The 7,481-nt window shown below is 32.6% G+C and carries 5 protein-coding genes; all 5 read left to right on the top strand.

What is annotated here, in order from left to right:
- Window positions 1-194 precede the first annotated feature (194 nt).
- The 5 genes from ACFSQS_RS05110 to ACFSQS_RS05090 are packed head-to-tail and all read left to right on the top strand — an operon-like array spanning window position 195 to window position 7,449.
- On the top strand, window positions 195-1,394 hold the full coding sequence (locus tag ACFSQS_RS05110) for a sugar transferase (protein ID WP_388015088.1): 1,200 nt from the start codon (window positions 195-197) through the stop codon (window positions 1,392-1,394).
- A 22-nt stretch (window positions 1,395-1,416) separates the two neighbouring features.
- On the top strand, window positions 1,417-2,169 hold the full coding sequence (locus ACFSQS_RS05105) for a TolC family protein (protein ID WP_388015085.1): 753 nt from the start codon (window positions 1,417-1,419) through the stop codon (window positions 2,167-2,169).
- A 4-nt stretch (window positions 2,170-2,173) separates the two neighbouring features.
- Window positions 2,174-4,552, top strand: coding sequence for a GumC family protein (locus tag ACFSQS_RS05100; RefSeq protein WP_388015082.1), 2,379 nt, complete (start codon window positions 2,174-2,176; stop codon window positions 4,550-4,552).
- Window positions 4,553-4,564: 12 nt separating this feature from the next.
- On the top strand, window positions 4,565-5,950 hold the full coding sequence (locus ACFSQS_RS05095; RefSeq protein ID WP_388015079.1) for a lipopolysaccharide biosynthesis protein: 1,386 nt from the start codon (window positions 4,565-4,567) through the stop codon (window positions 5,948-5,950).
- A gap of 2 nt (window positions 5,951-5,952) precedes the next feature.
- Window positions 5,953-7,449, top strand: coding sequence for an O-antigen ligase family protein (locus ACFSQS_RS05090; protein ID WP_388015076.1), 1,497 nt, complete (start codon window positions 5,953-5,955; stop codon window positions 7,447-7,449).
- Window positions 7,450-7,481: the final 32 nt, after the last annotated feature.

The raw sequence follows: 7,481 nt of genomic DNA, 5'->3' as shown, positions 1-7,481 counted from the left end.
GTTTTAAAAAGTCGTCGTTTAATAAATCGTCTTTGTTCATCGTGTATAAAATTTAAATTAATAAAAAAATATCGAGGGTTGCAACCCTCGATATTTTTAAACTTTACACACTTTGTGAGATACTACCCTTTACCCCATTCATTTTGCTATTGAATGGTAACCGTTTATTACTAACCTTATATAATTTAAAAAAGATGACCCCAAATCTAAATATATTATACATTGGTGATGCTCCAGATTTTTTTCAATTGGCAAACAACAATGAAAACACAAGAATTACTCACGTTGAAAATAGCGCTAAAGCTATTAAGCACCTTAAATCCAATAAGCCAGTAAACGCCATAGTTTGCCAATACAAATTACCGGGCAACTATGGTTTCTATTTATTCGATTGGATTAAAAAACACAGTACATTCAGTACCATTCCGTTTGTATTGTTGCTAAAAGAATTTAATAGCGATATATACAAACAAGCATTTAAAAAGCGCATAGACGATTTTTATGTAACAAACACAAGTTGTCCAAACGACATATTAAGTAGGTTACAATTTCTTTCTGCCCATAATAAAAATATTAAAACCTTTAATAAAGAAGAAACCACTAAAGAGGTTTATAAAATGCCGCTATCTAAACGTCTTTTCGATATTTTTGTGGCCTCTTCGGTATTATTGGTCGCATCTCCTTTTTTGTTGTTAATTATGCTTGCTATTCGTTTAGAATCCAAAGGCAAAGTCTATTATATTTCAAAACGCGTTGGCCGAAAAACATTCGATTTTTACAAGCTACGGTCTATGCGCACAGGTTCTGATGAAGAATTAAAAAAGCTTGCCCAAGAAAAAAATCAATATAATACCGCGCCAAAAACAACAGAAAACCCTTTTGAAACCAAATGCCCAAAATGCAGTAAGTTACCAGAAGGCGAAGCCTGTTCAACTATTATGTATTTAGATTCGCAGCAAATCTGCAATTATTGGTATACCAAGCAAAAAGCCAAAGCAGCCAAAAACAATTCAACATTTGTTAAAATTGTAAACGACCCCAGAGTAACAAAAGTTGGTAAATTTATAAGAAATACAAGTATAGACGAATTACCACAACTAATTAACGTGCTTAAAGGCGATATGTCTATAGTAGGTAACAGGCCATTACCTGTTTACGAAGCAGAACAACTTACAGGAGATGAGCTTTCTATGCGTTTTTTAGCACCTCCAGGAATTACAGGCTTGTGGCAAGTAGAGCTTAGAGGTAAAGGCGGGGTAATGTCTGAAGAGGAACGTATGCGCTTAGATAACGAATACGCCAACCATTTTAAAGGCGATAACTACTCCTTTTGGTACGATATAAAACTCATTTTAAGAACCATACCTGCTCTTCTTCAAAAAGACTCGGTATAACCACCATTAATGCATTAAATACATGAAGCTATCATTAAAACATCTTGGTCTATTTTTATTTTGTTTACTGTCTATATATTACGGTAATGCACAAAACGATATTTCTAAAAGTTCCAATAGCCTTAATGATGAAATAGGTATTCCGCCGCTTCAAGTTGTATTAGATTCTGTTTTAAAAAAAAATGCGATGCTTAAGTTCAGAAAACATCATATAGAGGTTAAAGCCACTACATTAAAATCTGAACGTACTTATTGGACCCGAAACATAGGCCTTCAAGCCGATACGCGATATGGTACCTACGATACTTACCAATCAAGTGCAGATTCGCAAACCAACTCTGTATATACAAGCTCTACCACTAGCCAAATTAATTATGGTGTAGGGGTGTATATTAAGTTTCCGATTTTTGATTTTTTAAACAGAAAAAACCAAATAAAACTTGCCAAAGCAGAGCTAGAAGAAGCAAAAAGCATGAAACAGTTTCAAGAAGATGAAATAAGACAAACTGTTATTAGGCTCTATCAAGATTTAATTTTAAAGCAAAAGTTGCTCAGAATAAAATCTGAAAGCCTCGGAAATGGAAGGGTTAATATGGAAATGGTTGAGAGGGAATTTAGAAACGGATTGGTGCCTATTGCAGAGTATGTTAGGATTACCAGCATAACTTCTAATATGGAAATGGACTATGAGCAGGCAAAGTCAGAATTTTTAACTGTTAAGCAACTATTAGAAGATATGGCAGGATTTGTATTTAGTGTAACATCTTCAAATTAAAAAAATGAAAATAATTGAATTTATTAGGCTAGTTTTAAAGCACCTTAGATTATTAATAATGGTGCCTATTTTATTGGCTTTATTAGTTATTATTCTTACCATAAACCCCACTTTTAAGTATGCCTCGCAAACCATTTTATATACTGGTATTGCTTCAGGATCATCAATCGAGATGGATAAGAAATTTAATTACCAAGCTGCTAATACCGCTTTTGATAATTTAATTAACATTATTATTTCTAGAGACACTCAAGAAGAAGTAGCCATAAGGCTGTTGGCACAACATTTAATGCTAGAAAAGGCAAACCCAAAATATATTTCTGAGGCGCATTTTAACAAATTAAAACTAAAAATTCCATCAGATTTATACAGCTATGTAGCAACCAATAATTACACTAACCTTGATTCGGTAACCTCTAGTAATGAAGGTAAAATATTGTTTCCTCCAGAAATAAACCCAGTAAATTATGAGAAAACAGTAAAAAACCTAACTGCTTTAATGAAAAGCAGTAACAGTAATTTTGTTTACGAATTACTAAACTACGAACATCCGCACTATTCTCTTAAAGCCATTTCTGAAATAAAAGCGATGAGAATAGCCAATAGCGATTTAATTAAGTTAACATACACGACTAACGACCCTGGTATTTGCCAACAAACACTGGCACTTTATAGCGAGGTTTGTATAAAAAATTATAAAAACATAAAAGAAAACCGATCTGACGATGTTGTAAAATACTTTGAAGACCAACTAGAAAAAGCCAATGAGAAATTAAAAAAAGCAGAAGACAAACTCCTTAATTTTAATAAATCTTACAACATTATAAACTACTACGAGCAAAGTAAGGCAGTTGCCAATGTAAAAGAAGATATGGAGGTAGAGTACAATACTACAAAAGCAAAATTAGCAGGTATTGAAGCAACCACGAAACGACTAGAAGAAAAACTAAATTTACAAGAGGTTATACAGCAAAAAAGCAATGCTGTTTTAGAAAAAAAGAAAGCACTAGGTAACTTAAATTATAAAATAGCAATAACCCAATCTGAAGTAGAATCTACCAACAGTGATAAGAGCATCGCAAAATTAGCTGATCTTAAAAAACAATCTGAAGCCCTCTCAAAAGATATTGAGAAAAGCATAGACGAACTGTATTCGTATCAAAACACTGTTGATGGTTTGCCTATAAGCAAAGTGCTCCCCGATTGGATGAACAATGTAGTTGAGTCTGAAAACATAAAAGCGAAGCTTAAAGTTATGGATCAGGACAACAAAAAATTTCAAGAACAATACGCCATATATGCACCAGCTGGAGCTAATATAAAGCGAATAGAAAGAGAAATTTCGGTATCTGAGCAAGGTTATCTAGAAATTCTTCACGGATTAAATCTAGCCAAACTTAAGTTACAAGATAATGCCCTAAGTGCCAATTTAAAAACAATAGATCCGCCATATTACCCATTAATGCCAATACCCACCAAAAGAAAATTATTAGTAATAGCAGCGGCATTTTTGGGAGCCATACTAACTTTAGGTATTTTAATAGTAATGGAGTTTTTTGATAATACTTTAAAAAACTCTAAAAATGCCAGTAAAATATTAAACCTTCCCGCTTTAGGGATGATTCCTAAAGTATTACTTAATCCAAAAACAATAAATCCAACATTTGTATATAATAGGTTAATTGAAATTATAAAACAGAATATAATTCAATTTATTACTCTCGAAAAACAAGAAAATAAAACAAAAACCATTTTATGTTTTAGCACCCAAGATACAGAAGGAAAAACCATTTTGGCCGGTAATATTGCAAAAGCATTAAAGCAAAGCGGAAAAAATGTTTTGTTGCTAAATTATGCCAATAATAAAGCTCCCGTTATTGAGCAAAGCAATTTTTCGATTTTTAAAAAGATTTTAGGAGCCCAAGATACAAGAATTGATTTCGAGAATCCTTTTTTAGAAGATGTTTCAAATTACTTGGAGACTTCAGAATATTACACTTATAAAATAGATAGTCAGTTTTACAAAGCAAAAAACTATTCAGATATTTTAGATTTAAATGCCATAAAACTCAACCAAACACCAGATTATGTTATTATAGAATTACCATCAATAATTAATCATAATGTCCCTACCGAGTTATTTGCACATTCAGATATAGATATTCTTATCTGTCGCTCAAATAGATTATGGTCTGAAGCAGATCAAGCAGCCTTAAATGGTTTGTTGCCCATGTCTGGTAATAAAATGCATTTTATAATAAATGGTGTAGAACTTAAAGAAGTAGAATCTTTATTAGGAGATTTACCTAAAAAGAGAACCCGATTTAGAAAGAAAATGAAAACAATTTTCAAATTTCAATTCTTTACTAAGAATCAAATTTAAAAGCTTTCTACAATGAAAAAACTAAAAAAAATTGTAAACGAAGATAATTTTCTGTCTCTAACAGGAAATGTTGTAATTGCATTTTTTGGTCTTGCAGGGTTTGCTTTGCTTGCAAGAAGTTTGTCGTTAGAAATTTTTGGAGAATGGGTTTTGTTTGTTGCCGCTGGCGGATTTGTAGAAATGTTTAGATTTGGCATTACCAATACCGGATTAATACGTTATTTATCTGGCGCAGATGCTTCTTCTCGAGTTAAACTTATAGGGTCTAATGCTTTAATAGGTTTTGGAGCTACCGTTTTAATTGCTGTTATATTAATTGCGTGCAACTTCATTTTTAATACCTCAATTAGTAATTCTGGCTATGGTTTGTTTTTTAAATGGTATCCGCTTTTAGCATTTTTAAATTTACCCTGGAATAACGCACTTGTAGTTTTACAAGCCGATAGAAAATACGGAAAGATTTTAGCAATAAAAGCAATAAACAGCGTATCGTTTTTTTTAGTGATTTTAGTTAATTTTTATTTTATAGAATTATCATTAACGCAATTGGTTGTTGCCCTAATTATTATTAATGCCACGACCTCGTTAATAAGTATAATTGCAGGTTGGGATGGCATAAAACACATTAAATCTGCCTGTTCTGAAACCAACAAAACATTGTTGAATTTCGGAAAATACACAACATTTACGCTAATAGGTACCAATATGTTAAGAAATGCCGATGTGTTAATAATAAGCCTTAGCCCCTTAGGAAGTGCAGCCGTAGCACTTTACAGCATTCCTTTAAAACTAACAGAATTACAGCAAATACCCTTACGTAGCTTTGTTGCAACGGCATTTCCAAAAATGTCTAAAGCAAGTGTTCATAATAAAATTGATGAAGTAAAATCTTTGTTTTACACCTATTCTGGCGCACTTACTTATTTGTTTGTTCTTATTAGTCTGTTCACTTTTGTTTTTGCCGAATTTTTTGTGTTCATACTTTCAGGAAATCAATATTTAGAAACAGACCCAGTTACTGGGTTTAACGTGGTTAATATTGTTCGGGTATTTTCAATATACGGCCTATTATTACCCATTGATAGAATGACGGGTATTGGTTTAGATAGTGTGAATAAACCAAGCATAAACGCCCTAAAAGTATTTGTTATGTTAATTGCTAATGTAATAGGAAATTTAATTGCCATATTCATCTTTAAATCTCTAATTATGGTAGCTATAGCATCTATTGTTTTTACAATAATAGGAATTTGGATGGGAATGTATTTTTTAAACAAAGAATTGTCCTTGTCTTTTAAAGCGATTTTTACAAGCGGCATTTTATTCTACCTAACACTTTTCAATAAGGTTACAGGACACCGCTATACACGTTTTGTTAAAATTGAAGAGAATTATTAATTATGGCCGAAAACTACAGCAATAATCCTTTTAATAACTATTCTGGTTCTGCAAACTTAAGCAAACCAGGATATATGTTGTTGTTGTTTGTTGTTGTAACTTTTTTAGCAATAACAATAGCCAAATTAGGGGTTGTTGGGATTGGATTATCTCTTGGTGTTATCTTTGCTATTGGCTATTTGTATTATTTGTTTACTTACCCCATACTTGGTTTTTATACAGCAATTGCCTTAAACTTTATATTAATTGGCTTAGGCAGATACGTAAAAGGCCTGCCATTAGGTTTTGGAATAGACGGCATACTCATTTTAACCTATCTGGCATTATTTATAAACAAGTTTAAAAGTGGTATTGACTGGACTCCAGCTAAGAAAGACATTACCCTGTTGGTAGCTATATGGTTTGCGTATAGCATTTTTCAATTGGCTAACCCTGAAGCGCGCAGCATTGCAGCTTGGATATCTGGACGCGGTATTGGCTTTTATCCGTTTTTAATGATACCGCTTACGTTGTACTTTATAAACACCCAAAAAAAATTAGATTATTTCTTTTATGTATGGGCATTTTTTTCCATTCTAGGAACACTTAAAGGCATTATGCAAATGCTTTTTGGGGTGGATTACGCAGAACAAGCATGGTTAAACGAAGGAAGCTATAAAACACATGTTTTATTTGGTAAGCTAAGAGTATTTTCGTTTTATAGTGACGCGGGGCAATTTGGTGCAAATCAAGGGTTTACCGGTGTTGTGTTTTTAATTTATTCAATGTCTCAAAAAAAAATACTTCATAAATTGTTTTTTGTTTTTGTGGGGCTCTTAGGAATATATGGCATGGTAATCTCTGGTACTCGAGGCGCTCTTGCTGTTCCTATTGTGGGCTTTATGGCCTATTTTGTGTTAAGCAAAAATATAAAAGTTTTAACTGCGGGTATCGCATTTTTAGTGCTTGTTTTTATTTTCTTTAAATACACAACAATTGGACAAGGAAATGCACAAATACGAAGAATGCGTACAGCCTTCGACCCTAACGATGCTTCATTACAGGTACGACTAGATAATCAAAAAATACTTAAAAATTATTTATCCTCAAGACCATTTGGGGGTGGCATTGGCCATGGCGGCACTAAAGCACAACGCTATTTGCCCTACGCTTTTCTTTCAAATGTTGCTACAGATAGTTGGTACGTTTTAATTTGGGTAGAACAAGGTATTATTGGTTTATTATTGCATTTGGCTATCCTTATTTATGTTATGGCTAAAGCAAGCCTTATAGTTATGTTTAAAATTAAAGACATCTATTTAAAGTATAAAATATCTGCCTTAATAGCAGGCATGTCTGGTGTAATGGTAGCATCTTATGGTAATGCGGTTTTAGGCCAAATGCCAACAGCTTTGTTGTTTTATGCTGGAATGGGAATTATATTAAATTCAAGAGTTTTTGAAACACCTAATGAAAATTCTACCACAGAATTAAGAACAAAAGTACATCAAAAAAGTTAATTAAAGACATTTGTAAAACATTAAAACAATTC

The sequence above is a fragment of the Gelatiniphilus marinus genome, assembly GCF_042684345.1.
In the GTDB taxonomy this organism is placed as follows: domain Bacteria; phylum Bacteroidota; class Bacteroidia; order Flavobacteriales; family Flavobacteriaceae; genus Gelatiniphilus; species Gelatiniphilus marinus.
This window is presented reverse-complemented; position numbering and strand designations above follow the sequence as displayed.